The organism is Streptomyces sp. NPDC031418, assembly GCF_055581605.1.
In genome coordinates, this window is sequence record NZ_JBVIJC010000001.1 from 23,080 (window position 1) to 49,430 (window position 26,351).

25 protein-coding genes and 1 tRNA gene are annotated in these 26,351 nt (G+C 71.0%); 23 read left to right on the top strand and 3 right to left on the bottom strand.

From position 1 onward, the window contains the following. Positions 1-177: 177 nt before the first annotated feature. Positions 178-1,050 carry a nuclease-related domain-containing protein gene (locus ACZ5CZ_RS00115; protein ID WP_468937866.1) on the top strand — a complete coding sequence of 291 codons (873 nt, stop codon included), beginning with the start codon at positions 178-180 and terminating at the stop codon, positions 1,048-1,050. A 31-nt stretch (positions 1,051-1,081) separates the two neighbouring features. On the opposite strand, the gene ligD is transcribed toward ACZ5CZ_RS00115, so the two are convergent. Then, positions 1,082-1,981 carry a non-homologous end-joining DNA ligase gene (gene ligD, locus ACZ5CZ_RS00120; protein ID WP_468937868.1) on the bottom strand — a complete coding sequence of 300 codons (900 nt, stop codon included), beginning with the start codon at positions 1,979-1,981 and terminating at the stop codon, positions 1,082-1,084. 50 nt (positions 1,982-2,031) lie between these two features. On the opposite strand from ligD, the gene ku reads away from it, so the two are divergent. Then, positions 2,032-3,063: a non-homologous end joining protein Ku gene (gene ku, locus ACZ5CZ_RS00125; protein WP_385839978.1), complete on the top strand. Its 1,032-nt coding sequence runs from the start codon at positions 2,032-2,034 to the stop codon at positions 3,061-3,063. 9 nt (positions 3,064-3,072) lie between these two features. Here the strand turns inward: ku and ACZ5CZ_RS00130 are convergent, their stop codons facing one another. Beyond that, complete coding sequence (locus ACZ5CZ_RS00130) at positions 3,073-4,239, bottom strand: MFS transporter (RefSeq protein WP_468937871.1); 1,167 nt, start codon at positions 4,237-4,239, stop codon at positions 3,073-3,075. 174 nt (positions 4,240-4,413) lie between these two features. On the opposite strand from ACZ5CZ_RS00130, the gene ACZ5CZ_RS00135 reads away from it, so the two are divergent. Then, entirely contained in the window at positions 4,414-4,758 is a 345-nt protein-coding gene (locus ACZ5CZ_RS00135) for an ArsR/SmtB family transcription factor (RefSeq protein WP_468937873.1), read from the top strand. 259 nt (positions 4,759-5,017) lie between these two features. Here the strand turns inward: ACZ5CZ_RS00135 and ACZ5CZ_RS00140 are convergent. After that, positions 5,018-5,089, bottom strand: a tRNA-Arg gene (locus ACZ5CZ_RS00140). Positions 5,090-5,564: 475 nt separating this feature from the next. On the opposite strand from ACZ5CZ_RS00140, the gene ACZ5CZ_RS00145 reads away from it, so the two are divergent. From ACZ5CZ_RS00145 to ACZ5CZ_RS00240, 20 genes are all read left to right on the top strand, one after another. Then, positions 5,565-6,032, top strand: a complete 468-nt coding sequence (locus tag ACZ5CZ_RS00145; protein ID WP_468937875.1) for a response regulator — start codon at positions 5,565-5,567, stop codon at positions 6,030-6,032. Positions 6,033-6,162: 130 nt separating this feature from the next. Further along, positions 6,163-7,134, top strand: a complete 972-nt coding sequence (gene nrtL, locus ACZ5CZ_RS00150) for an ArgS-related anticodon-binding protein NrtL (protein ID WP_468937877.1) — start codon at positions 6,163-6,165, stop codon at positions 7,132-7,134. Positions 7,135-7,154: 20 nt separating this feature from the next. Further along, positions 7,155-8,546, top strand: a complete 1,392-nt coding sequence (gene lysA / locus ACZ5CZ_RS00155) for a diaminopimelate decarboxylase (RefSeq protein WP_385839972.1) — start codon at positions 7,155-7,157, stop codon at positions 8,544-8,546. Between the two features lie 152 nt (positions 8,547-8,698). Continuing rightward, entirely contained in the window at positions 8,699-9,991 is a 1,293-nt protein-coding gene (locus ACZ5CZ_RS00160; protein WP_468937879.1) for a homoserine dehydrogenase, read from the top strand. A gap of 6 nt (positions 9,992-9,997) precedes the next feature. Next, positions 9,998-11,056 (top strand): threonine synthase, encoded by a 1,059-nt coding sequence (gene thrC / locus ACZ5CZ_RS00165; protein WP_385839968.1) that lies wholly within the window; start codon positions 9,998-10,000, stop codon positions 11,054-11,056. A 229-nt stretch (positions 11,057-11,285) separates the two neighbouring features. Beyond that, positions 11,286-12,215, top strand: coding sequence for a homoserine kinase (gene thrB, locus ACZ5CZ_RS00170; protein ID WP_385839967.1), 930 nt, complete (start codon positions 11,286-11,288; stop codon positions 12,213-12,215). Between the two features lie 407 nt (positions 12,216-12,622). Further along, entirely contained in the window at positions 12,623-14,617 is a 1,995-nt protein-coding gene (gene rho / locus ACZ5CZ_RS00175) for a transcription termination factor Rho (protein ID WP_468937882.1), read from the top strand. A 341-nt stretch (positions 14,618-14,958) separates the two neighbouring features. Beyond that, complete coding sequence (locus ACZ5CZ_RS00180) at positions 14,959-16,104, top strand: LCP family protein (protein WP_468937884.1); 1,146 nt, start codon at positions 14,959-14,961, stop codon at positions 16,102-16,104. A gap of 200 nt (positions 16,105-16,304) precedes the next feature. Then, positions 16,305-16,529: a 50S ribosomal protein L31 gene (gene rpmE / locus ACZ5CZ_RS00185; RefSeq protein ID WP_019326867.1), complete on the top strand. Its 225-nt coding sequence runs from the start codon at positions 16,305-16,307 to the stop codon at positions 16,527-16,529. A gap of 107 nt (positions 16,530-16,636) precedes the next feature. Further along, on the top strand, positions 16,637-17,704 hold the full coding sequence (gene prfA / locus ACZ5CZ_RS00190; protein WP_385839962.1) for a peptide chain release factor 1: 1,068 nt from the start codon (positions 16,637-16,639) through the stop codon (positions 17,702-17,704). Positions 17,705-17,735: 31 nt separating this feature from the next. Next, the gene (gene prmC / locus ACZ5CZ_RS00195) at positions 17,736-18,581 is read left to right on the top strand and encodes a peptide chain release factor N(5)-glutamine methyltransferase (protein WP_385839960.1); all 846 of its coding nucleotides are present in this window, start codon (positions 17,736-17,738) and stop codon (positions 18,579-18,581) included. A 52-nt stretch (positions 18,582-18,633) separates the two neighbouring features. Next, positions 18,634-19,281, top strand: a complete 648-nt coding sequence (locus ACZ5CZ_RS00200; RefSeq protein ID WP_385839959.1) for an L-threonylcarbamoyladenylate synthase — start codon at positions 18,634-18,636, stop codon at positions 19,279-19,281. Beyond that, a complete protein-coding gene (locus ACZ5CZ_RS00205; RefSeq protein WP_385839958.1) occupies positions 19,278-19,955 on the top strand; it encodes an arsenate reductase/protein-tyrosine-phosphatase family protein in 678 nt (225 codons plus the stop codon). The genes ACZ5CZ_RS00200 and ACZ5CZ_RS00205 overlap by 4 nt, the downstream gene beginning before the upstream one ends. 96 nt (positions 19,956-20,051) lie before the next feature. Continuing rightward, entirely contained in the window at positions 20,052-21,290 is a 1,239-nt protein-coding gene (locus ACZ5CZ_RS00210; RefSeq protein ID WP_385839956.1) for a serine hydroxymethyltransferase, read from the top strand. Positions 21,291-21,420: 130 nt separating this feature from the next. Continuing rightward, positions 21,421-22,737 carry an MraY family glycosyltransferase gene (locus ACZ5CZ_RS00215; RefSeq protein WP_468937888.1) on the top strand — a complete coding sequence of 439 codons (1,317 nt, stop codon included), beginning with the start codon at positions 21,421-21,423 and terminating at the stop codon, positions 22,735-22,737. Positions 22,738-23,040: 303 nt separating this feature from the next. Further along, entirely contained in the window at positions 23,041-23,478 is a 438-nt protein-coding gene (locus tag ACZ5CZ_RS00220) for a hypothetical protein (protein WP_468937890.1), read from the top strand. Between the two features lie 273 nt (positions 23,479-23,751). Then, the gene (gene atpB, locus ACZ5CZ_RS00225) at positions 23,752-24,522 is read left to right on the top strand and encodes a F0F1 ATP synthase subunit A (RefSeq protein ID WP_385839953.1); all 771 of its coding nucleotides are present in this window, start codon (positions 23,752-23,754) and stop codon (positions 24,520-24,522) included. A gap of 75 nt (positions 24,523-24,597) precedes the next feature. Next, positions 24,598-24,843, top strand: coding sequence for an ATP synthase F0 subunit C (gene atpE, locus ACZ5CZ_RS00230; RefSeq protein ID WP_385839952.1), 246 nt, complete (start codon positions 24,598-24,600; stop codon positions 24,841-24,843). Positions 24,844-24,882: 39 nt separating this feature from the next. After that, entirely contained in the window at positions 24,883-25,434 is a 552-nt protein-coding gene (locus ACZ5CZ_RS00235) for a F0F1 ATP synthase subunit B (RefSeq protein WP_385839950.1), read from the top strand. Beyond that, a complete protein-coding gene (locus ACZ5CZ_RS00240; protein WP_385839949.1) occupies positions 25,431-26,246 on the top strand; it encodes a F0F1 ATP synthase subunit delta in 816 nt (271 codons plus the stop codon). The genes ACZ5CZ_RS00235 and ACZ5CZ_RS00240 overlap by 4 nt, the downstream gene beginning before the upstream one ends. Positions 26,247-26,351 lie beyond the last annotated feature (105 nt).

Genomic DNA, 26,351 nt, shown 5'->3' on the forward strand with positions numbered 1-26,351 from the left:
GACTTCTCCAGCGGCCGTACGGTGCCCGGTCAGGCGCGCGGGTACGCCACGAACAGCTCGTTGTGCGGCCCGCCGGACGGGACACGGCCGGCCGGCCTCCACGGCAACCGCAGTCGGCCCAACCGGTCTTGCCCCCGGACCACCCTGCCTGTTCCCATGGTCGAGGGGTGATGGCGCATGAGCGGACTGCGCGTGGTGCCGGCCTTTCGGCACGGCCGGGAACGGCTGTACGTCTGCCGCCCGGACGGATCCAGCGTCGCCTGGTACGACCGTGAGACCGGCCGGGTCAGCGTGCTTCTGCCCGGCGAGGACGGCCATCAGGACGTGCTCGAGGCACTGAAGCCGTTTCTGACCGGCCCGGTGACCGTCGGCCCGCCCCCGGTCCCCACCCCCGCGGAACTCGCCCGGCTGACCCTGCACCCGGACGACGACCTCGCCCCCAATCGCCCCGGCGAGGCCCTGCTGGTCGCCCTCGACCGCGAATCCGGTCACGGCCGCGGCCGGGCTCATGGCCTGGGGCACGGTCTCGGTCACGGCCCGGGCCACGGCGGTCCCGTCCGCAGGCTCCGCCCGGACCCGCGCCGGCGCGCACTGCTGGCCGAGCAGGCCGTCGGCGAGACGCTGGACGGGCTGGAGGGCGCGGGCTGGCACACCGTGCACTCGATACCGCTGCCCGGCGGCGACCGCATCCACCACCTGGTCATCGGCCCCGGCGGCCTGTACGCCGTACACGCCCTGTACGCCCGCAGAAGCCGGGTCCTGGTCGCCGACCTCATGGTCACCGTGGGCCGCCGCGAGCCCGAGCCGCTGCTGCGCCGGCTGCGCGCCGACGCCGACCGCGCCGCGTACGCCCTGACCGCCGAGGTCCATCCGCTGCTGGCCCTGGTGGGCCCCACCGAGGTCACGGTCACCGCCCGGCCGAGGGGCGTGCGCATCCTCCGCGACGAGGAGCTGACGGGTCTGGCGCGGACCGGCGGGGTGCTGAAGCCGGGGGACGTGGAGGCGCTGCACGCGATGGCGCGGGACCGCAGGACGTGGGGGAGGGTGTAGGCGGGGCCCTGTGCGACGGGTGCCCGGGCTGCTATCCGCCCCGGGCGGGAAGGTCGGCCGCGTTCGCCCCGTCCACCAGCGGTGACATCAGATCGCCCAGGTCCTGAAGACGCGGGGCGATGTCCTCCGCCCGGAACTCCAGCCGGCCGGGGCTGCGGCACTCGGCGACCTCCTCCCAGGTCACCGGCGCCGACACCAGCGGGGCCCGGCGGGCGCGCAGGGTGTACGGCGTGGCCGTGGTCTTGCGGGCCGCGTTCTGGCTCCAGTCCACGAACACCTTCCCCGGCCGCAGGCTCTTGGTCATCCGGTGCACCACCAGCCGCGGCATCGCCCGCTCGGCCTCCACCGCGAGCGCCTTGGCGTACTCGCTGGCCCGCTCCGAGGACGAGCCCCGTACGGCGGCCAGCAGATGCAGCCCCTTCGAACCGGCCGTCTTCGGGTACGCCTCGATCCCGTCCGCCGCGAGCCGCTCGCGCAGCCACAGGGCGACCTCGCAGCAGTGCACGACGGTGGCGGGCGCACCCGGGTCGAGGTCGAAGACCAGCCGGTCGGCCTCCTGTGGGGTCTGCACCCGCCACTGATGGGTGTGGAACTCGGTGACCAGGTTCGCCGCCCAGACCAGACTGGCCAGATCCTGGATCACCACCATCCGGGCCGGGCTGTCCGCCGAGGACCGCGGCACCTCGGCGGTGGTGACCCACTCGGGTGTACCGGGCGGCACGTTCTTGGTGAAGAACAGCTGCCCGTCCGGGCCGTCCGGATACCGCAGGAACGACACGGCGCGGTCCCGCAGATGCGGGAGCAGCACGTCGGCGGTGGTCGCGTAGTAGTGCACCAGCTCCGCCTTGGTGAAACCGGTCTCCGGGTACAGCACCTTCTCCAGATTGCTGAGCGCGACCCGGTGCCCCTCCACCTCTGTGATAGGCGTCATAGGATGACAATCCCAGACAAAGCGGTGAAAACGGTGGAAGGGTGTGGCACGTGCGATCCATATGGAACGGTGCGATCTCCTTCGGGCTCGTCAGCATCCCGATCAAGCTGGTGAACGCGACCGAGAGTCACTCGATCTCCTTCCGCCAGATCCACACCGAGGACAACGGCCGGATCCGCTATCGCAAGGTCTGCGAACTGGAGGAGCGCGAGGTCACCCAGTCGGAGATCGGCAAGGCGTACGAGGACGCCGACGGCACGATGATCCCGATCACCGACGAGGACCTCTCCCACCTGCCCATCCCCACGGCCCGCACGATCGAGATCGTGGCCTTCGTGCCGGCCGACCGGATCGACCCGCTCCAGATGGACGCGGCCTACTACCTGGCGGCCAGCGGCGTCCCGGCGGCGAAGCCGTACACCCTGCTGCGCGAGGCGCTCAAGCGCAGCAACAAGGTCGCCATCGCCAAGTACGCGCTGCGCGGCCGGGAACGCCTCGGCATGCTCCGGGTCGTCGGCGACGCCATCGCCATGCACGGCCTGCTGTGGCCGGACGAGGTCCGCGCCCCCGAGGGGGTCGCCCCCGACGCCGACGTCAGCATCCGCGACAAGGAACTGGACCTCGCCGACGCCCTGATGGACACCCTCGGCGAGGTCGACCTGAAGGACCTGCACGACGAGTACCGGGAAGCGCTGGAGGAGGTCATCGCGGCGAAGGCCTCCGGCGAGGCGCCGCCCGAGGCGCCGGCCCCGCCCGCCGGCGGCAAGGTGCTCGACCTGATGGCGGCCCTGGAGAACAGCGTCCGCGCGGCCCGCGAGTCGCGGGGTGCGCAGCCGGCGGGGGAGGCGGAGGTCAGACCCCTGCCGCGAGGCCGGACCACGCCGAAGGAGACCGAGGGCAAGAAGTCGACGAAGGCGGCCCCGGCCAAGAAGACGGCCGCGGCGCGGAAGTCGACGTCCAAGGCGACGGAGGGGACGAAGAAGAAGACGGCGGCCAAGTCCGCCTCGACCTCGTCGTCCTCGTCGGGGAAGAAGACGACGGCGGCCGCGAAGAAAACGACCTCCCGCAAACGCCCGGCCTGACGGCGGCCCTCACTCCTCGAAGCGCCGCCCCACCACGGCCGCGAGCGCACCCCCACCCACGGCGACCACCCCCAGAGCGACCCCGAACACCGTCGCCCCCGTACCCAGCCCCACCGCATCACTCAGATACCCCACGGACACAGGCAGCACCCCGGCGGGCAGATACCCCCCGATGTTGAACGCCGCGTTGGCCTCGGCGAGCCGCTCCACCGGCACCGCGGCGTTCAACAGCGACAGCCCGCCCAACTGCCCCATCCCCTGCCCCGCCCCGGCCAGCAGCACCGCCCCCGCCAGCGCCGTCACCGAGCCCCACCGCACGGCGACGACCAGCAGCAGCATGCCGAGCGCGGTGGCCCCCGCCCCGCCGGCCAGAATCGCCGGCCGCCGCAGCCGCCGTACCGCGAACTGCACCCCCGTCGCACCGAGGAACATCACGAACGCCAGCGCCCCCGACACCACGCGGCTACCGGTCCCGAGCAGCCCCGCCAGCAGCGAGGGGCCGAGCGACAGCACGAACGACGTCGCGGTGATCCCGGGCGCGAACACGGCGATGCCCACGGCCAGCCGCCACCCCACACCCCGGGGCACACCCGGCACCCGCACCCACGCCCCGCTGCCGCCCCTGTCCGGCCGCCCTACCGGCATCCGTACGACCACCACCCCCGCCGTGACCAGCAACACCGCCTCCACCACGAACACGGTGACCGTGGGCGCGGGCAGGGCCTCGGACAGCACCCCCGCGAGCAGGGGCCCGGTGCCCGCCCCGAACACCATCGCGCAGGAGGCGAGCAGCGCGGCCAGCCGGCGCCGCCCGGGCCCGGCCACGTCCGTCACCGCGGCCATCCCGGCCGACACCACCGCGCCGACCGCGATCCCGGTGCACAGCCGCGCCACGACCAGCGCGCCGACCCCGCCCGCGGTGGCGAAGACCAGGCAGGCCACCAGCGCGAGCCCCACCGCGGGCAGCAGCACCGGCTTGCGGCCGAACCGGTCGGACACGACGCCGGACACCAGCAGCGAACCCAGCAGCCCGGCGATATAACACGCGAAGACGACGGTCAGCGTGCCCTTGCTGAACCCCATCTGACGCTGCCACAGCACATACAGCGGCGTGGCGGCGTTGGACAGCACGAACACGGCGGTCACCGGCCAGGCGGCGAGCCACACCCACCGCACGGACACCTCCCCACCACCCGCCCTGAGCCCCACCCCGCGCCTTCGCACCCCAACCTGGCTCACGACCCACTCCTCCCCTGGAAGTCCTCAGTACGACCGAACCCGTACCAGTACGACTTCAATCGAACCTAGCACGTAGTACGATCGAACTCGTACAGGAGAAAGGAAGTGCCCATGCCGGACCCGCACCCGCGTCCCGCCCCCCTCCCCGAGCCATCCGTGGAGGACCTGCGCCTGGAGACCGTCCTCGGCGCACTCAGCGACCCGCTCCGGCTGCGCATCGTCCGCAAACTGCTCCTGGAGTCGGAGGAGTTCGACCACCCCTGCGGCTGGTTCGGCCTGGACCGCCCCAAGTCCTCCCTGACCCACCACTTCAAGGCCCTCCGCGAAGCGGGCATCACCCGCCAGCGCCAGTACGGCCTGGAACGCCGCAGCCAGGTCCGCACGGAAGACCTGCACACCCGCTTCCCGGGCCTGCTGGATTTGGTGGCGGCGTGGACGCCGCCGGCGGAGACCTGAGCCGGTGTCCGTAGGGGCGCAGGCGTGAGCCGTTGGGAAGAGGTCGGGAAGATCAACAGAGATCATCGCGGCCTGGGGAGCTCTCGCTCGCGCCAGCTTTTCAGCAGGCCCCGCGCGGTGTGGATGGTCGCTACTGTCTCGTCGATGTGGCCGCTGGTGGGCACGCATCACGCGCAGGGGTCTGGCATCTCCCCATACGCGAAGACCCCGCCTCAGCGCTTCCGCTGATGACGGGGTCTCTTAGGCACCTCATACAAGGTGCCCCCGGCAGGATTCGAACCTGCGCACACGGCTCCGGAGGCCGTTGCTCTATCCCCTGAGCTACGGGGGCGTGTCGGCTGCGGAGCTTCTCGCTCGCGGCGACGTGTAGAACATTAGCAGGTCCGGCGGGGTGATCAGGAACCCGTTTCCCGGGTCGGGCTGAGGAGGCGTCGCCTACCCGGCGTGGAGTAGTCCTCCACCCGCCGTGGACGGACCACCCGCCCGGAGTGACCGCGTCCCTCCCCAGCGCCGAGAGCCCCTCCCCGGCACGCCCGGCTCCCTCGCCCCCCGCGGAGGACCCCCAGCTCATCGGGCCCCCCGACACGACCGGGCCCCTAACCAGCGCAGGGCAGCCCCCAGCCCGGCACGATGGGGTCCCTTCCCAGCGCAGAGGAACGCCAACCCAGCCCCCTCCGCCCCCCGCCCGCCACGGAGGTGCCCCCGCCCAGCCCGAAGGACCCCCCTCCCCCCACCCCCATCCCCCCTACGGGGCAGAAGTAGGGAAAACCCGGACGCGGTGGCCGGGGCGGACCTACTCTCGAGGTGTGCCAGGGGCGTCGGGTCGGGTGCTTGTCGTCGACGACAACAAGGTCATCCGCCAGCTGATCAGGGTCAACCTCGAGCTGGAAGGGCTTGAGGTGGTGACCGCGGCCGATGGTGCCGAGTGTCTGGATGTGGTGCATCAGGTGCGGCCCGACATCGTCACGCTGGATGTCGTCATGCCGCGGCTGGACGGCCTGCGCACCGCTGCCCGGCTGCGCGCCGATCCCCGTACCCACCACCTGCCCCTCGCCATCATCAGCGCCTGCACGCAGTACGAGTTCGAGGCCGGCCTCGATGTCGGCGTCGACGCCTTCCTCGCCAAGCCCTTCGAACCCGCGGAACTCGTCCGGCTCGTCAAGCAGCTCATCGAGGGGCGGCGGGGGGCCCGGGGGAGTGGGGAGGACGACGCGGACGGGGATGACGACGGGGTCGCCGACGGAGTCCCCGGGGGGATTTCCTTCGGCGGATAGCGGGGGTGGAGGGAATTCCTTCGGTCGGGACGGGGCGCGGGCAGGGTCCGTTCGGTGTGGGCCGCCGGTGCCGTCTTGCGAGGGGAAACCGGCTCGCCGTGCCCCCCGTCTCCTCCCCTAGGCTTGTCCCGTGACCCCCGTCGAGCTGTCCCGCACCGTGCTGCACGCGGTGCGCCGTGCCGTTGCCGACGGGGAGCTGGAAGTGGCCGTGCCCGAGCGGGTCGTCGTGACCGAGCCGGGGCCCGGCGGATGCGGGGACTTCGCGACCAACGTCGCCCTCCAGCTCGCGCGGCCGGCCGGGCAGCCGCCGGGGCGGGTCGCCGAGATCCTGCGCAGCCGGCTCGTCGGCGCGGCCGGGGTCCGGGACGTCGTCGTCACCGGCCCCGGGTTTCTCAACATCAGCCTGGACGCGCTGGCCGACCCCGTCACCGGCCTGGTCGAGGAGATCCTGCGCCAGGGCGCGGGGTACGGCCACGGTGACGCCCTGGCCGGGCAGTTCCTGGTGCTGCGGGTGCCGTACGAGGTGCGGGCCGAGGTCGTCGCGGACGCCGTCGTACGGATCGTGGCGGCGCAGGGCGGGCGGGCCGTCGTCGAGCACGGGGAGCCGGCCGATCTGCGGCCGGTGCCCGCGCCCGAGGATCCCGCCCCGCTCGGCCCCGACGCCGCCCGGTGGGCGCTGCTGCATCCCGCGCCGCACGACCGGCCCCGGATCACCGCCGACCACCTGGTGCAGCGGGAGAGCAATCCGCTGTTCCGGGTGCGGTACGCACACGCCCGCGTCCGGTCCCTCAGCCGCAACGCCGCCCGCCTCGGGTTCGGCGCCGTCCCCGGCCCCGTCGACGCCCGCGACCTGCTCACCCCCCTCGCCGACCACCCCCGCATCCTCGCCGCGGCCGCCACCCACCGTGCCCCGGACCGGATCGCCCGGCATCTCGTGACCGTCGCCGATGCCGCGCTGCCCCTCCTGCCGTTCGTGCTGCCGCGCGGTGAGGAGAAACCCTCGGCCGCCCACCGCGCCCGGCTGGCCCTCGCCGAAGCCGCCGGGACGGTGCTGGCCGGTGGCCTGTCCCTGCTCGGCATCGACGCACCCGAATACCTCTGAGCCAAGAAGAGACCCACGTCATGAGCCGTTCCGCACACCCCGCCGGGCCCCGTCACGCCGACGTCCTTCCCGAGGGCCACTACTCCGCGCCGCCCGCCGACCTCAACGCCCTCGACGCGAAGGTGTGGTCCCAGACGGTCGAGCGCGACGCCGACGGTGTCGTCCGCGTCGGGGGCATCGACGTCGTGCGGCTCGCCGAGGAGTTCGGCACCCCCGCCTACATCCTCGACGAGACCGACTTCCGCACCCGGGCGCGTGCCTGGCGCAGCGCCTTCGGGCCCGACGCCGACGTGTTCTACGCCGGCAAGGCGTTCCTCTCCCGTGCCGTCGTGCGGTGGCTGCACGAGGAGGGGCTGAACCTGGACGTGTGCTCGGGCGGCGAGCTGGCCACCGCCCTGTCCGCCGGGATGCCCGTCGAGCGCATCGCCTTCCACGGCAACAACAAGTCCGAGGCGGAGATCCGCAGGGCCGTGGAGGCCGGGGTCGGCCGGATCGTCCTCGACTCCTTCCAGGAGATCGTGCGGGTCGCCCACATCGCGCAGTCCCTGGGCAGGCGGCAGCGGGTGCAGATCCGGATCACCGTCGGCGTGGAGGCGCACACGCACGAGTTCATCGCCACCGCCCACGAGGACCAGAAGTTCGGGATCCCGCTCGCCGGGGGGCAGGCCGCGGAGGCGGTACGGCGGGCCCTTCAGCTCGACGGCCTGGAGCTGATCGGGATCCACTCCCACATCGGCTCGCAGATCTTCGACATGTCCGGGTTCGAGGTCGCCGCCCACCGGGTAGTCGGGCTGCTCAAGGACATCCGGGACGAGCACGGGGTCGAGCTGCCCGAGATCGACCTCGGGGGTGGCCTCGGGATCGCGTACACCAGCGCCGACGACCCGCGTGAGCCGCACGAGATCGCCAAGGCGCTCACCGAGATCGTCACCCGTGAGTGCGAGGCCGCCCGGCTGCGCACCCCGCGCATCTCCGTCGAGCCGGGGCGCGCCATCGTCGGGCCGACCGCCTTCACCCTCTACGAGGTCGGCACCGTCAAGCCGCTGGACGGGCTGCGCACCTATGTGTCCGTGGACGGGGGCATGTCCGACAACATCCGGACCGCTCTGTACGACGCCGAGTACAGCGTCGCCCTGGTGTCCCGGGCGAGCGAGGCCGAGCCGATGCTCGCCCGTGTCGTCGGCAAGCACTGTGAGAGTGGCGACATCGTGGTCAAGGACGCGTTCCTGCCCGCCGACCTGGCGCCGGGCGATCTGATCGCCGTACCGGCCACCGGCGCGTACTGCCGCTCCATGGCCAGCAACTACAACCATGTGCTCCGGCCGCCCGTGGTGGCGGTGCGGGACGGCGAGGCGCGGGTGATCGTCCGGCGCGAGACGGAGGAGGACCTCCTGCGTCTCGACGTCGGGTAGCCCACCGGGCCCGGCACCGGGGCTGGAAGATCTGCGGTCTTCCGGCCCCGTACAAATGAAATACATGTCTCAGGATCCGGACGAAGGGTAGAAACTCCCGTCCGGTGAGTGAGACTGGTCCAACCGTAGACGGTATGAGGAAACGAGGTCGGATGATGCGTACGCGTCCGCTGAAGGTGGCGCTGCTGGGCTGTGGGGTTGTCGGCTCAGAGGTGGCGCGCATCATGACGACGCACGCCGACGACCTCACGGCGAGGATCGGCGCCCCGGTGGAGCTGGCGGGGGTCGCCGTACGGCGGCCGAGCAGGGTCCGCGAGGGCATCGACCCGGCCCTGGTCACCACCGATGCCACCGCGCTCGTCAAACGCGGCGACATCGACGTCGTCGTCGAGGTCATCGGGGGCATCGAGCCGGCCCGGGCCCTCATCACCACCGCCTTCGAGCACGGCGCCTCCGTGGTGTCCGCCAACAAGGCCCTGCTCGCCCAGGACGGCGCCGCCCTGCACGCCGCCGCCGAGGAGCACGGCCGGGACCTGTACTACGAGGCAGCCGTCGCCGGTGCCATCCCGCTGATCCGCCCGCTGCGCGAGTCCCTCGCCGGCGACAAGATCAACCGGGTGATGGGCATCGTCAACGGCACCACCAACTTCATCCTCGACAAGATGGACAGCACGGGTGCCGGCTACCAGGAGGCGCTGGACGAGGCGACCGCCCTCGGATACGCCGAGGCCGACCCGACCGCCGACGTCGAGGGGTTCGACGCCGCCGCCAAGGCCGCCATCCTCGCCGGGATCGCCTTCCACACGCGCGTGCGGCTCGACGACGTCTACCGCGAGGGCATGACCGAGGTCACCGCCGCCGACTTCCGCTCGGCCAAGGAGATGGGCTGCACCATCAAGCTGCTCGCCATCTGCGAGCGCTCGAAGGACGGCGCGTCGGTCACCGCGCGCGTGCACCCCGCCATGATTCCGCTGAGCCACCCGCTCGCCTCCGTGCGCGGCGCGTACAACGCGGTCTTCGTGGAGAGCGACGCCGCCGGGCAGCTGATGTTCTACGGCCCCGGCGCCGGCGGTGCCCCGACCGCCTCCGCGGTCCTCGGCGACCTCGTCGCCGTCTGCCGCAACCGGCTCAGCGGCTCCACCGGGCCCGGCGAGTCGGCGTACGCCGCGCTGACCGTCTCCCCGATGGGCGACGTCGTCACGCGGTACCACATCAGCCTCGACGTCGCGGACAAGCCGGGCGTACTCGCCCAGGTGGCCACCGTCTTCGCCGAGCACGGGGTGTCCATCGATACGGTTCGGCAGCAGGGCAAGGACGGAGAGGCCTCCCTCGTCGTCGTCACCCACCGGGCCTCCGACGCCTCCCTCACCGGGACCGTCGAGGCACTGCGCAAGCTCGACACCGTGCGGGGTGTCGCCAGCATCATGCGGGTTGAAGGAGAGTAACCAGCAATGACCCACCAGTGGCGCGGAATCATCGAGGAGTACCGGGACAGGCTGCCGGTCTCCGACAGCACGCCGGTCGTGACGCTCCGCGAGGGCGGCACGCCCCTCGTGCCCGCGCAGGTGCTCTCCGAGCGCACGGGCTGCGAGGTCCACCTCAAGGTGGAGGGGGCCAACCCCACCGGGTCCTTCAAGGACCGCGGTATGACCATGGCCATCAGCAAGGCCAAGGAGGCGGGAGCGAAGGCGGTCATCTGCGCCTCCACCGGCAACACCTCCGCCTCCGCCGCCGCCTACGCGGTGCGCGCGGGCATGGTCTCGGCCGTCCTCGTGCCGCAGGGCAAGATCGCCCTCGGCAAGATGGGCCAGGCCCTGGTGCACGGCGCGAAGATCCTCCAGGTCGACGGCAACTTCGACGACTGCCTCACCCTCGCCCGCTCGCTGAGCGACAACTACCCGGTGGCGCTGGTCAATTCGGTCAACCCGGTGCGTATCGAGGGTCAGAAGACCGCCGCCTTCGAGATCGTGGACATGCTCGGGGACGCCCCCGACATCCATGTCCTCCCGGTCGGCAACGCGGGCAACATCACCGCCTACTGGAAGGGCTACCAGGAGTACGCCGCCGACGGCATCGCCGGCAAGACCCCTCGAATGTGGGGTTTCCAGGCCTCCGGCAGTGCCCCGATCGTGCGAGGCGAGGTCGTCAAGGACCCGTCCACCATCGCCACCGCCATCCGCATCGGCAATCCGGCCTCCTGGGAGTACGCCCTGAAGGCCCGCGACGAGTCCGGCGGCGCCATCGACGAGGTGACGGACCGTGAGATCCTGCGCGCCTACCGGCTGTTGGCCGCCCAGGAGGGCGTCTTCGTGGAGCCCGCCTCCGCCGCCTCCGTGGCCGGTCTGCTCAAGGCCGCCGAGCAGGGCAAGGTCGACCCGGGCCAGCGCATCGTGTGCACCGTCACCGGCAACGGCCTGAAGGACCCCGACTGGGCCGTCGCCGGCGCCCCGCAGCCGGTCACCGTCCCGGTCGACGCGGCCACCGCGGCCGAGCGCCTCGGCCTGGCCTGAGCACCGGCACCACCCTGACAGGGTGCACAGGGGGCCTACGACACGCATCGTGCGCCTCCTGTGCGCCCTATGTCGCTACAGAACCTTCCTTCGATAGGCTGTACCGAACCCTCCCCTCGCATATGCGTCCGCATAGGGGTGACGCCGCGCCGTCTGCGCGGCCAGAGGGTCTCCCCGTACGCATCGAATGTCTTCCACCGTCACGCAGCTCAAGGAGAGTCAACGAGCGATGGCCGGTCCAGCGTTCCGCGCCGCCGCCGTCCGGGTGCGCGTTCCCGCCACCAGCGCCAACCTGGGTCCGGGCTTCGACGCCCTGGGCCTCGCGCTGGGGCTGTACGACGACGTCGTCGTCCGGGTGGCCGACTCCGGGCTGCACATCGACATCGCGGGCGAGGGCAGTGAGACCCTCCCGCGGGACGAGAGCCACCTCCTCGTCCGTTCCCTGCGCACCGCCTTCGATCTGCTGGGCGGACAGCCCCGCGGCCTGGAGATCGTCTGCGCCAACCGCATTCCGCACGGCCGGGGCCTCGGCTCCTCCTCCGCCGCGATCTGCGCCGGCATCGTCGCCGCGCGCGCGGTGACCATAGGCGGTGAAGCCAAGCTCGACGACGCGGCCCTCCTGGAGCTGGCCACCGAGATCGAGGGGCACCCGGACAACGTGGCCGCCTGCCTGCTCGGCGGTTTCACCCTCTCCTGGATGGAGGCCGGCGCCGCCCGGGCGATCAGGATGGAGCCCTCGGATTCCATCGTTCCGGTGGTTTTCGTGCCCGGAAAGCCGGTTCTGACCGAGACCGCCCGCGGTCTGCTCCCGCGCACCGTGCCGCACGTCGACGCCGCCGTCAACGCGGGCCGCGCCGCCCTGCTCGTCGAGGCCCTGACCAGGCGCCCCGAGCTGCTGCTGCCCGCCACCGAGGACCGCCTCCACCAGGAGTACCGCGCCCCGGCCATGCCGGAGAGCGCCGCGCTGGTGGAGCGGCTGCGGGCGGACGGGATCCCGGCCGTCATCTCGGGTGCCGGACCCACCGTGATGGCCCTCGCCGACGCCGCCAGCGCCGACAAGGTGTCGCACCTCGCGGGCGAGGGCTGGGCCGCCAACCGGCTGGACCTCGATATGCAGGGAGCGAGCGTGCTGCCGCTCGCCACCTCCGGCGACAGCTGAAAGCACACGGTTGCCGGATTTGGAGAGGGGGAATGTTTGTTGGATCCGGTAGTGTTAATCTCAAGTCTGCACCCGACCCCACCATGGCGAGGTGCTTTGTGTCCCCGTCCGGGACAGACATTCTTCCGGGAGCCTCCCGCGCCACTCCGTGTTCCCTGCGCCGTACCTGGGCAGTACGTCGTATGCGAGCACTGAGCGGGCCGCCGGGCACGCTCCGGAACAGGTGCTGCCACGCCACGTGACACCAGGTGTCACGGCTCGCGGAAGCGCCATCACCGCACATTTCCTCCGCCGCTTTGGCGGACCACCGCCCCGGCACGGTTCACCGAAAGCAAGGACCGTAGTCGGACAGCACAACCGGTCGCCGAGCCAGACAGGCCGACGTCCGCTCCAGGGAAGGACCCTTCGTGAGCGACACCACCGATCTGATGGGCGCACGTGTCGAGGAGACCGCTGCCGCGCCCGCCACGGACGCCTCCGCGCCTGCCACCGGTGCCGGCTCCCGGCGGCGCCGCGGTACCGGCCTCGAGGGCATGGTGCTGGCCGAGTTGCAGCAGGTCGCCTCGGGCCTCGGCATCAGGGGCACCGCGCGGATGCGCAAGAGCCAGCTGATCGAGGTCATCAAGGAGGCGCAGGCCGCCGGGGGAGCCGCCCCCAAGGCCGACGCCGCCGCCGAGACCAAGCCGAAGCGCCGGGCCACCTCCAAGGCCCGTACGGGTGAGGCCGCCGACGGCGAGAAGAAGGCCGAGGCGCCCGCCGAGAAGGCCGTGGCCCAGCAGCAGATCGAGATCCCCGGCCAGCCGGCCTCCGACGACGCCCCGACCGAGCGCCGTCGCCGCCGCGCCACCGCCGAGGCGGGCAGCCCGGCCGCCGGCAGCGCCGAGACCGTCGCCGCCGAGGCGAAGGCCGAGCCCAAGGCCGAGACGCCCGCGCAGCAGCAGGGGCAGGGCGAGGCCCGCGGCGACGCCGGTGACGGCGAGGGCCGTGGCCGCCGCGACCGCCGTGAGCGCGGCCGCGACCGCGACCGTGGCGAGCGCGGCGACCGCGAGCGCGGTGACCGTGACCGCCGTAACAAGGGCGACGACCAGCAGGGCGGCCAGCAGCGTCAGCAGCAGGGCCAGCAGCAGGGCGGCCGCCAGGACCGGCAGCAGGACGACGACGACTTCGAGGGCGGCCGCCGTGGCCGTCGCGGCCGCTACCGCGACCGCCGTGGCCGCCGTGGCCGCGACGAGATCGCCGCCGAGCCGCAGCTGGCCGAGGACGACGTCCTGATCCCCGTCGCGGGCATCCTGGACATCCTCGACAACTACGCCTTCATCCGGACCTCCGGCTACCTGCCCGGCCCGAACGACGTGTACGTCTCCCTCGCCCAGGTCCGCAAGAACGGCCTGCGCAAGGGTGACCACGTCACCGGTGCGGTCCGGCAGCCGAAGGAGGGCGAGCGCCGCGAGAAGTTCAACGCGCTGGTCCGCCTCGACTCCGTCAACGGCATGGCGCCCGAACACGGCCGCGGCCGCCCGGAGTTCAACAAGCTGACCCCGCTCTACCCGCAGGACCGCCTCCGCCTGGAGACGGACCCGGGCGTGCTGACGACCCGGATCATCGACCTGGTCTCGCCGATCGGCAAGGGCCAGCGCGGTCTGATCGTGGCCCCGCCGAAGACCGGTAAGACCATGATCATGCAGGCGATCGCCAACGCGATCACGCACAACAACCCCGAGTGCCACCTGATGGTCGTCCTGGTCGACGAGCGTCCGGAAGAGGTCACCGACATGCAGCGGTCGGTCAAGGGCGAGGTCATCTCCTCGACCTTCGACCGTCCGGCCGAGGACCACACCACCGTCGCCGAGCTGGCCATCGAGCGCGCCAAGCGCCTGGTCGAGCTGGGTCACGACGTGGTCGTGCTGCTGGACTCGATCACCCGTCTGGGCCGTGCGTACAACCTGGCCGCGCCGGCCTCCGGCCGCATCCTGTCCGGTGGTGTCGACTCCACCGCGCTGTACCCGCCGAAGCGGTTCTTCGGTGCGGCGCGCAACATCGAGGACGGCGGCTCGCTGACCATCCTGGCCACGGCGCTCGTGGACACCGGCTCCCGCATGGACGAGGTGATCTTCGAGGAGTTCAAGGGCACCGGCAACATGGAGCTGAAGCTCGACCGCAAGCTCGCGGACAAGCGGATCTTCCCGGCCGTGGACGTGGACGCGTCCGGTACCCGTAAGGAAGAGATCCTGCTCGGTGCCGAGGAGCTGGGCATCGTCTGGAAGCTGCGCCGGGTGCTGCACGCGCTGGACCAGCAGCAGGCGATCGAGCTGCTTCTCGACAAGATGAAGCAGACCAAGTCGAACGTCGAGTTCCTGATGCAGATCCAGAAGACGACGCCGACGCCGGGCAACGGCGACTAGTCGCTCCCGCTCACGGCGTGTGCGAGCCCGCCCCCTGTCACTTCCGGTGACAGGGGGCGGGCTTTTTCGACGCGGGCGACGAGAGATCTTTGCCACAAGGATCTCGGTTGGTACCGGTTTCGAGGCGTACGACCTCCGGGGCTGAAACCGCAGGTGAGCGCCGCTCGCCCCGATCGGTCCGGTCACGCAGGGTGAATGCCGCGCCACGCGGTGGGCACCCGGCCCTGTGCAACGCTGTCTCGAGTTTCTCCGTCTGACCAGGTGGGGCGACGATGGAGCGGTGACAACCGCGCCCGACCCTGAAAGCAGGGGGTAACCGACCGCCGAGACCTAGGAGCGATGTGTCCGCCCAGAGCACGCCGGAGCCCGCGATACCGCAGCCGGGGGGCAGCGCCTCCCGGGGCCCCTCCCGTGGCAGCGGCAGAGGGCGCCGCCGCAAGGCCCGCAGTACGGGCCGCAAGGCGCTGCTCGCCACGGCCTGGACCGCCGCGGGCGTGGTCGCCCTGGGCGGTGCCGGGGCCGGGTATCTCTACTTCAAGCTCAACGGCAACCTGCACAGCGTCGACATCAACCAGGCCCTCGGCGCCGACCGGCCCACGAAGATCGACAACGGCTCGGAGAACATCCTGGTCCTCGGCTCGGACACCCGGTCCGGCTCCAACCGGAAGCTCGGCGGCGGCGCCGACGACGGCAGCGCCCGCTCCGACACGGCGATGATCGTCCACATCTACGAGGGCCACACGAAGGCCAGCGTGGTCTCGATCCCCCGGGACACCCTGATCGACCGCCCCCGGTGCACGGACACCAAGGGCACCGCCTACCCGGCCGCCGCGGGCGTGATGTTCAACTCCGCCTACTCCACCGGCGGGGCCGCCTGCGCGGTGAAGACCGTCGAGTCGATCACCGGCATCCGTATGGACCACTACCTCGAGGTCGACTTCTCGGGCTTCCAGAAGCTCATCGACGACCTCGGCGGGGTCCAGGTCACCACCACGAAGAACATCGACGACCCGCAGAGCCACCTCGCCCTCAAGGCCGGCACCCACACCCTCGACGGCGCGCAGGCCCTCGGCCTGGTCCGCACCCGGCACGGCGTCGGCGACGGCTCCGACCTGGGCCGCATCCAGCTCCAGCAGGCGTTCGTCAAGGCCCTGATCAACCAGGTCAGGCAGGTCGGCGTGTTCAGCAACCCGAAGAAGCTGTACGACCTCGCCGACACCGCCACCAAGGCCGTCACCACCGACTCCGACCTCGGCTCGGTCAACTCCCTGATCGACTTCGCGAGCGGCCTGAAGGGCATCGGCGCCAAGAACCTGGGCATGGTCACCATGCCCGTCCAGTACGACCCCGCCAACCCCAACCGGGTCCTGCTGGAGAAGCAGAAGGCCCAGCTGGTGTGGGACGCCCTGAAGAACGACCGCCGGATCCCGAAGGCGGCCACCCAGGGCACGGCCACCGGCGAGGCCAAGGGCGTGGTCACTCCCTGAGGGCGGACACCCTCGGGGACTGCCCGGACCCCGGGGACTACCCAGATCCCGAGGACTGCCCGGGCCCCGGGGAATACCTGGGCCCCACCCCCGGTTTTGGGGGATGGCGCCAGTCCTGGCAGACTGGTACGTCGGCCCCGGTTCACGCTCCCGCATCCCGCGGCGGCGACCCGGTGCCCTCCCGAAACCTAGGAGACACCTTGAAGCGCGACATCCACCCCGAGTACGTCGAGACGCAGGTCAGCTGCACCTGCGGCGCGTCGTTCACCACCCGCAGCACCATCGAGTCCGGCACCATCCGGGCCGAGGTCTGCTCCGAGTGCCACCCGTTCTACACGGGCAAGCAGAAGATCCTCGACACCGGTGGCCGTGTGGCCCGCTTCGAGGCCCGCTTCGGCAAGGCTGCCGCCGGCTCCAAGAAGTAGCGAGCCCCCTTGCGCCGGTCCACGGCCACACCCTCACCGGGGTGTGTCCGGGACCGGCGTTTTTGGTCGCCCGCCCTTCCCTTCATTCGCAGTACAGGAGCCGAAAGATGTTCGAGGCAGTCGAGGACCTCGTCGCCGAGCACGCCGATCTGGAGCAGAAGCTCGCCGATCCGTCGGTCCACGCCGACCAGGCGAACGCGCGCAAGCTGAACAAGCGCTACGCCGAGCTGACCCCGATCGTCGCCACGTACCGCTCCTGGAAGCAGTCCGGCGACGACATGGACACCGCGCGCGAGCTCGCGGCCGACGACCCCGACTTCGCCGCCGAGGTCAAGGAGCTGGAGAAGCAGCGTGAGGAGCTGACCGAGAAGCTCCGTCTGCTGCTGGTCCCGCGCGACCCGAGTGACGACAAGGACGTCATCCTGGAGATCAAGGCGGGCGCCGGCGGCGACGAGTCCGCCCTGTTCGCCGGTGACCTGCTGCGCATGTACCTGCGGTACGCCGAGCGCGTCGGCTGGAAGACCGAGATCATCGACGCCACCGAGTCCGAGCTGGGCGGCTACAAGGACGTCCAGGTCGCCGTGAAGGTCCGCGGGCAGGCCGAGCCCGGCCAGGGCGTGTGGGCGCGGCTGAAGTACGAGGGCGGTGTGCACCGGGTGCAGCGCGTCCCGGCCACCGAGTCCCAGGGCCGTATCCACACCTCCGCCGCCGGTGTCCTCGTCACCCCGGAGGCCGAGGAGGTGGACGTGGAGATCAACCCGAACGACCTGCGCATCGACGTCTACCGGTCCTCCGGCCCGGGCGGGCAGTCGGTCAACACCACCGACTCCGCGGTGCGCATCACGCACCTGCCGACCGGCGTCGTCGCCTCCTGCCAGAACGAGAAGAGCCAGCTCCAGAACAAGGAGCAGGCGCTGCGTATCCTGCGCTCCAGGCTGCTCGCCATGGCGCAGGAGGAGGCGGAGCGGGAGGCCGCCGACGCCCGCCGCAGCCAGGTCCGCACCGTCGACCGCTCCGAGAAGATCCGCACCTACAACTTCCCGGAGAACCGCATCTCCGACCACCGTGTCGGCTTCAAGGCGTACAACCTGGACCAGGTCCTGGACGGCGACCTCGACGCGGTGATCCAGGCCTGCGTCGACGCCGACTCGGCGGCGAAGCTGGCCGCGGCGTAAGGCTCGTACCAGTGACTTCCGGAGGACTTGCGTGAACCTGCTGCTCGCGGAGGTGGCCCAGGCCACCCAGCGGCTGGCCGACGCCGGCGTGCCCTCGCCGCGCACCGACGCCGAGGAGCTCGCCGCGTTCGTGCACGGCGTGAAGCGCAGCCAGCTGCACTCCGTGAAGGACGCGGACTTCGACGCCCGCTACTGGGAGGTCATCGCCCGGCGTGAGCAGCGCGAGCCGTTGCAGCACATCACCGGGCGGGCCTACTTCCGGTATCTGGAGCTGCAGGTCGGTCCGGGGGTCTTCGTGCCGCGGCCCGAGACCGAGTCCGTGGTCGGCTGGGCCATAGACGCCGTACGGGCCATGGACGTGGTCGAGCCGTGCATCGTCGACCTGTGCACCGGCTCCGGGGCCATCGCGCTCGCCCTCGCCCAGGAGGTGCCGCGCTCCCGTGTGCACGCCGTGGAGCTGTCCGAGGACGCCCTGGTGTGGACCCGGAAGAACGTCGAGGGGTCCAGGGTCGACCTGCGTCAGGGCAACGCCCTGGACGCCTTCCACGACCTCGACGGCCAGGTCGACCTGGTCATCTCCAACCCGCCGTACATCCCGCTGACCGAGTGGGAGTACGTCGCCCCCGAGGCCCGCGACTACGACCCCGAGATGGCGCTGTTCTCGGGCGAGGACGGCCTCGACCTGATCCGCGGCCTGGAGCGCACCGCGCACCGGCTGCTGCGCCCCGGCGGCGTCGTCGTGATCGAGCACGCCGACACCCAGGGCGGTCAGGTGCCGTGGATCTTCACCGAGGAGCGGGGCTGGGCCGACGCGGCCGATCACCCCGACCTCAACAACCGCCCCCGGTTCGCGACCGCCCGCAAGGCGCTGCCGTGACCGCCCCCCAGACTTTCCAGCCGCAGTACGTGTACGAGGAGGCCCGCTAGACATGGCACGGCGATACGACACCAACGACGCGACCGACCGCGTGACGGGTCTGCGCGAGGCCGCGTCCGCCGTCCGCCGGGGCGAGCTGGTGGTGCTGCCGACCGACACGGTGTACGGCATCGGCGCCGACGCCTTCTCCTCGGAGGCGGTCGCCGATCTGCTCGCCGCCAAGGGCCGGGGCCGCGCCATGCCCACCCCGGTCCTGATCGGCTCCCCGAACACCCTGCACGGTCTGGTCACGGACTTCTCCGAGCTGGCCTGGGAGCTGGTCGACGCGTTCTGGCCGGGCGCCCTCACGCTCGTCGCCAAGCACCAGCCGTCGCTCCAGTGGGACCTCGGCGACACCCGGGGCACCGTCGCCATCCGGATGCCGCTGCACCCGGTCGCCATCGAGCTGCTGACCGAGGTCGGCCCGATGGCCGTGTCCTCCGCCAACCTCACCGGGCACCCGGCGCCGGAGAACTGCGACTCCGCCCAGGACATGCTCGGCGACTCCGTCTCCGTCTACCTCGACGGCGGCCCCACCCCCGGCATCGTCCCGTCGTCCATCGTGGACGTCAGCCGTGACGTTCCGGTGCTGCTGCGCGAGGGCGCCCTCTCCGCCGAGGAGCTGCGCAAGGTCGTACCCGACCTCGAGGTGGCGAATTGACCGCCCCCGCACCGGGGCGTGGCATAGGCATCGGCGAGCGTGTCGCGGAGCAGACGACCACCTTCGGCTTTCCCCGTGACACCTTCCGCATCCTCCACGTCAGCACCGGCAATGTGTGCCGCTCGCCCATCACCGAGCGGCTGACCCGGCATTTCGTCATGGAGCGCCTCGGGGTGCTCGGCGGCGGGCTGCTCGTGGAGAGCGCGGGCACCTGGGGCCACGAGGGCGCGCCCATGGAGGCGCACGCGGAGGCGGTGCTCGGCGAGTTCGGTGCGGACGCCTCCGGCTTCGTGGGCCGGGAACTGCTGGACGAGCATGTGATCAAGGCCGATCTGGTGCTGACCGCCACCCGGGACCACCGCGCCCAGGTGATCTCCATGGGCCACTCGGCGGGGCTGCGCACCTTCACCCTGAAGGAGTTCACCCGGCTGGTCCGGGCGATAGACCCGGTGACCCTGCCGCCCCTGGAGGAAGGCCTGGTCACCCGGGCCCGCGCACTGGTCCGGGCGGCGGCGGCGCTGCGCGGCTGGCTGCTGGCGCCCACCGCCGAGGCGGACGAGGTGTACGACCCGTACGGGGCGCCCCTGACCTTCTTCCGGTCCGTCGGGGACGAGATACGGGACGCGCTGGACCCGGTGGTGACGGCACTGACCGGGGTACCGGCGCGCATGTGAACGCCCCGCGTTCCCGTGCGGCCGCATCACCGGGCGCCCCGCACCTGCCCGGCCTACATTGGGGATAGTCACCGTCGACCGCCCCGGGAGCCCGCCATGTCGGTCACCCATACCCTCCAGACCGACGCGCTGCGGCACCAGGATCCGGCGATGGCCGACATCCTGCTGGCCGAGCTGGACCGGCAGTCGTTCACGCTCCAGCTGATCGCCGCCGAGAACTTCACCTCGCCCGCCGTGCTCGCCGCCCTCGGTTCCGCGCTGTCCAACAAGTACGCCGAGGGCTATCCCGGCGCCCGCTACCACGGCGGCTGCGAACTGGTCGACGTCGCCGAGCGCGCCGCCGTCGACCGGGCCAGGGAGCTGTTCGGCGCGGAGCACGCCAATGTCCAGCCGCACTCCGGCTCCTCGGCCGTGCTGTCCGCCTACGCGGCCCTGCTGCGCCCCGGTGACACCGTGCTCGCCCTGGGGCTGCCGTACGGCGGTCATCTCACCCATGGCTCGCCGGCGAACTTCTCCGGCCGCTGGTTCGACTTCGTCGGGTACGGGGTGGACGCGGAGACCGGGCTGATCGACCACGACCAGGTGCGCCACCTGGCCCGCAACCACCGGCCCAAGGCGATCGTGTGCGGGTCCATCGCCTACCCCCGCCATGTCGACCACGCCTTCTTCCGGGAGGTCGCCGACGAGGTCGGCGCCTATCTGATCGCCGACGCGGCGCACCCCATCGGGCTGGTCGCCGGGGGAGCGGCGCCGAACCCGGTGCCGTACGCCGACATCGTGTGCGCGACCACGCACAAGGTGCTGCGCGGGCCGCGCGGCGGGATGATCCTGTGCGGGAGCGAGCTGGCCGAGCGGGTCGACCGGGCGGTGTTCCCGTTCACCCAGGGCGGCGCGCAGATGCACACCATCGCCGCCAAGGCCGTCGCCTTCGGCGAGGCGGCAACGCCGGCGTACGCCGTGTACGCCCATCAGGTGGTCGCCAACGCCCGGGTGCTGGCCGGCCATCTGGCCGCCGAGGGGCTGACCGTGGTCACCGGCGGCACCGACACCCATCTGATCGTCGCCGATCCCGCGCCGCTCGGGGTGGACGGCCGGGCCGCGCGGGGCCGGCTGGCCGCCGCCGGGATCGTGCTCGACTGCTGTGCGCTGCCGCACGGGGACGGCCGCGGGCTGCGCCTGGGTACGGCCGCGGTGACCACGCAGGGGATGGGGGAGCCGGAGATGGTGCGGATCGCGGCGCTGCTCGCGGCGGTGCTGCGCGGGGAGAGCGAGCCGTCCGGGGTGCGGGACGAGGTGCGCGAGCTGACCGGTAGATTTCCGCCGTATCCGGGTTGACCGATTCCGGTTCGCCGGCCGGGCCACAGCCGCTCGTGCAACCATCGTCGCTACCCGGAAGTCTTCATCCGTATGCGTCCGTCGCTAGGGTGTGAGGCTGTGATGGCCAGCGAGACATGTGGGGAAGCCCGTGCGTGAATACCTGCTGACGCTCTGTATCACGGCCGCGGTGACGTATCTGCTGACAGGGCCGGTACGCAAGTTCGCGATCGTGGCCGGGGCGATGCCGGAGATCCGGGCCCGGGACGTGCACCGGGAGCCCACTCCGCGGCTGGGCGGGATCGCGATGTTCTTCGGGCTGTGCGCGGGCCTGCTGGTGGCGGACCATCTGACGAACCTGAACTGGGTCTTCGACAAGTCCAACGAGCCGCGGGCGCTGCTCTCCGGCGCGGCGCTGATCTGGCTGATCGGCGTGCTGGACGACAAGTTCGAGATCGACGCGCTGATCAAGCTCGGCGGCCAGATGATCGCCGCGGGTGTGATGGTGATGCAGGGTCTCACCATCCTGTGGCTGCCGGTGCCCGGGGTGGGCACGGTGGCGCTCACCCAGTGGCAGGGCACCCTGCTGACGGTGGCCCTGGTGGTGATCACCATCAACGCGGTGAACTTCGTGGACGGCCTCGACGGCCTGGCCGCCGGCATGGTCTGCATCGCCGCCGCCGCGTTCTTCATGTACGCCTACCGGGTCTGGTACTCGTACGGCATCGAGGCCGCGGCCCCGGCCACGCTGTTCGCCGCCGTGCTGATGGGCATGTGCCTGGGCTTCCTGCCGCACAACATGCATCCGGCGCGGATCTTCATGGGCGACTCCGGCTCGATGCTGATCGGCCTGGTGCTGGCCGCCGGCGCGATCTCGGTCACGGGCCAGGTCGACCCGGACGTGATGAACCTGTTCTCCGGTTCCGAGCGCAACACCGTGCACCAGATGGTGCCGGTCTACATCCCGCTGCTGATGCCGCTGACGATCATCGCCGTGCCGGCCGCCGACCTGGTGCTGGCGATCGTCCGGCGCACCTGGCGCGGTCAGTCGCCGTTCGCCGCGGACCGGGGCCATCTGCACCACCGGCTGCTGGAGATCGGCCACTCGCACAGCCGGGCGGTGCTGATCATGTACTTCTGGTCGGCGCTGATCGCCTTCGGCGCGCTGGCGTTCTCGGTCAACTCCGCGTCGATGTGGATCACTTTGAGCGTCGCGTTCCTGAGCGCGGTCGGTCTGGTCCTGCTGCTGCTCCCGCGCTTCACGCCGCGGGTGCCGGTCTGGGCGCAGCGGTTCGTGCCGCCCCGGTACCGGCGCAGGAGCCGTCCGGCCGAGGGTCTCGCGGCGGCACACGGCGCCGCCGAGGAGTGCCCGGAGGGCGTGGAGCCGACGCCGGTCACGGCGGGCGTCGCGGGCGTCAACGGGGCGACCGCGGTGGGCCCTCGATCGCGTTTCATTGACGGTCGTTGAGAGACGCAAGGTAAGAATCTGACGAGAGCATTGCCCGTTGTTGGGGGAGCAAAGCGCCCTAATACCAGACAAGAGGGCGCTGATTCTGCACAGACGCGCACTGTCACTCTCATGTGTGACAGTAGGCACACTGGAGAGGTAAAGACCTCATCAAATAGTTTGTGATACGGTTCACGAGAACCCCGGAGAGAACCGAAGGACCCGAGTGCGAGGGTCCGTCGGTGTGAGGTCTCGATCACTCAGCCCGGGACTACGCTCGTCCATGACGACACCCTGCCCCCTTGTGAAAGCGGAGTTGCCGCCATGCCGTCCAATGACGCCCGGAACCTCTTGCAGATCGCTGTGCCCACAGCGGCTGTGGGCGCGATCGCCGTCGCCGTGAGCGCCGCGCTCGCGGGAGGCAAGGGCGCGCTCGGTGCGGCCGTCGGCACGGTGCTGGCCATCCTGTTCATGGGAATCGGCCTCTATGTGCTCCAGCGGACGGCAAAAACGCTCCCGCAGCTGTTCCAGGCGATGGGCCTCATGCTCTACGTGGCCCAGCTGCTGCTCCTTCTGATCTTCGTCGCTGTTTTCAAGGACACCTCTCTCTTCAACGCGAAGGCGTTCGCCGCGGCGCTCGTCGTCGCGACGGTCGTGTGGATGGCCGCGCAGGCACGTGCGCACATGAAGGCCAAGATCTTCTACGTCGACCCGGACTCCGAGAAGAGCGACAAGTCCACGAAGACAGGGCCGTCGTCGTGAGGAGTAGGGGCGGGATAAAGGCTTGTGAGATCTCCTGCTATCGTCCGGTGCCAACTGCGGCATCGCGGGCGCGGGCATCTGAGCTGACGCCTGCTCGATCGCGAGGCTCGATGCCCCCCAGCCGCCCCCACATCCGTAACACCAGTCCGGTGCCGATCCGCGGCCCTGTGCCGCGCCGACACAACGAGGTTGCCGTACCCATGCGTCACGCCGAAGGAGCCCGCGGTGAGTGCTGACCAGACCCAGCTCGCCTTTGACTGGAGTTGTCGGATCATGTCCGACAACGGGTGCGGTTTCCCGGCCCCGGGCCTGAACTCCTTCCTCTTCAAGCCGCTCGCCACGGTGGGGGGCTTCGAGTTCAACAAGGTGATGCTGCTCGCGCTCGTCACCACGCTCGTCGTCGTCGCCTTCTTCTGGGCCGCCTTCGGCAAGGCCAAGGTCGTCCCGGGGAAGCTCCAGATGATCGGCGAGGCCGGCTACGACTTCGTGCGCCGCGGCATCGTCTACGAGACGCTCGGCAAGACCGAGGGCGAGAAGTACGTGCCCTTCATGGTCTCGCTGTTCTTCTTCGTCTGGATCATGAACATCTGGTCCGTGATCCCGCTGGCGCAGTTCCCGGTGTCCTCGGTCATCGCCTTCCCGGCGGTCCTGGCCGCGGTCGTCTACATCACGTGGGTCGCGCTGACCTTCAAGAAGCACGGCTTCGTCGGCTTCTTCAAGAACGTCACGGGCTACGACAAGTCGCTCGGCGCGGTGCTCCCGCTCGTCATGGTCATCGAGTTCTTCTCGAACCTGCTGGTCCGCCCGTTCACGCACGCGGTGCGACTCTTCGCCAACATGTTCGCCGGGCACCTGATGCTGGTGATGTTCACCGCCGCCTCCTGGTACCTGCTGAACAGCTGGCTGGTCGTCGGCGCCGGCGTCTCCTTCGTGATGACGATGGCCATGATCTGCTTCGAGCTTTTCGTGCAGGCCGTCCAGGCGTACGTCTTCGTGCTCCTCGCCTGCTCCTACGTTCAGGGTGCTCTCGCCGAGCACCACTGATCAGCAACCGCCCCTCACCCCCAGTCGTCCGGTGGCCAACCCCCACCGGTCCATGAAAGAGAAGGAAGAACCGGCATGTCCGCTCTTGAGACCCTCGCCGCCACCGCTGGTGTCCACGGTTCCGTCGGCTCGATCGGCTACGGCCTTGCTGCGATCGGCCCCGGCGTCGGCGTCGGCATCATCTTCGGCAAGGGCACCGAGGCCCTGGCCCGCCAGCCCGAGGCCGCCGGTCTGATCCGCGCCAACCAGATCCTCGGCTTCGCGTTCTGTGAGGCGCTCGCCCTCATCGGCATCGTGATGCCGTTCGTGTTCGGTAAGTAATCACCGCTTACCCGACACGAATCGACGAAAGGCACTGATGTGATCGCCAACCTGGTACAGCTGGCGGCCGAGGAGACCGAGCAGAACCCGCTCGTCCCCGCCGGTCCCGAGCTGCTCGTCGGCACCATCGCCTTCGCCATCGTGTTCTTCTTCTTCTGGAAGAAGCTGCTTCCGAACATCAACACGGTTCTCGCGGAGCGGCGCAAGGCGATCGAAGGCGGCATCGAAGAGGCCGAGGCCATGAAGGTCGAGGCCCAGAGCGTCCTGGAGCAGTACAAGGCACAGCTCGCCGAGGCCCGGCACGAGGCCGCGCGCCTGCGCCAGGAGGCGCAGGAGCAGGGTGCCGCGCTCATCGCCGAGATGCGGGCCGAGGGCCAGCGGCAGCGCGAGGAGATCGTCGCCGCCGGTCACGCCCAGATCGACGCCGACCGCAAGGCCGCCGCGTCGGCGCTGCGTCAGGACGTCGGCAAGCTCGCCACCGACCTGGCCGGCAAGCTCGTCGGCGAGTCCCTCGAGGACCACGCCCGTCAGAGCCGTGTGATCGACCGCTTCCTCGACGAGCTCGAGGAGAAGGCCGAGGCCACGCGATGAACGGAGCGAGCCGCGAGGCCCTGGCTGCCGCCCGTGAGCGTCTCGACGCGCTGACGGACTCCACGTCCGTGGACGCCGCGCAGCTCGCCGACGAGCTGGCGGCGGTCACCGCGCTGCTCGACCGCGAGGCCGGACTGCGCCGGGTCCTCACCGACCCGGCGAAGCCCGCAGAGGCCAAGGCCGAACTGGTCCGGCGCCTGATCGGCGGACAGGTCAGCGGGGAGACCGCCGATCTGGTGGCCGGCACCGTCCGGGCCCGCTGGTCGCAGCCCCGCGACCTGGTGGACGCGCTGGAGGAGCTGGCGGACATCGCCGACCTCACGGCGGCGCAGGCGGCCGGCACCCTCGACGACGTCGAGGACGAGCTGTTCCGCTTCGGCCGGATCGTGTCCTCCAGCACCGAGCTGCGTGCCGCGCTGACCGACCGGGCCGCCGGCGGCCAGGCCAAGACCGCGCTGCTGCACCGGCTGCTGGGCGGGCGGGCCAAGCCGGCCACCGAGCGTCTGGTGACGCGCCTCGTGACCGCGCCGCGTGGTCGTAGCCTGGAGGCGGGACTGGAGTCCCTGTCCAAGCTCGCCGCGGAGCGCCGGGACCGCATGGTCGCCGTCGTGACGTCGGCGGTGCCGCTGAGCGACACCCAGAAGCAGCGCCTCGGCGCGGCCCTGGCCAAGCTCTACGGGCGCCGGATGCACCTGAACCTGGATGTGGACCCCGAGGTCCTCGGTGGAATCCGGGTGCAGGTCGGTGACGAGGTCATCAACGGCTCCCTCGCGGACCGGCTGGACGAGGCCGCCCGCCGCATGGCGAGCTAGCAACTCAAGAAGTACGTACTGATGACGGCCCTGGTTGGGCCGTGCAGAGGATTCACCTCCTAATGGGGGGAGTCCCCATCCCCCCAAAGTGAAACTTCGGGCCCA